Here is a 296-nt window from a genome sequence, read left to right as displayed (position 1 = left end):
ATACATCAAATGCAGCGAATATCACGGTAACTTATGATGAAGTACCACCAGTAGCTGAAGACAATAGTGTTGCTAACCAAGTGACAGGAACCGATGCTATTATACCAAACATCTCAGGGAATGATACTTTAAGTGATGGCAGTGTAATCGATACCACACCAGGTACTGGCAATGCAGTAATTGCAATCGACCCTACAGATTCAGATGGTGATGGCGATCCATTAACCTTAGTGGTACCAAACGAAGGAACATGGGTTTACGATCCAGCAACGGATGATTTAACATTCACACCAGAA

1 protein-coding gene is annotated in these 296 nt (G+C 42.2%); it reads left to right on the top strand.

All coding sequences use genetic code 11. The annotated features are described in order from the left end of the window. Positions 1–296 (top strand): hypothetical protein (locus V6246_RS18275; protein ID WP_341561877.1); only part of this gene is annotated, 296 nt, incomplete at both ends.

This window comes from Algibacter sp. TI.3.09 (genome assembly GCF_038154905.1).
GTDB lineage: Bacteria > Bacteroidota > Bacteroidia > Flavobacteriales > Flavobacteriaceae > Algibacter.
Note: the sequence above shows the minus strand (reverse complement) of the source record. Positions and strands in the feature narration are given on the sequence as shown.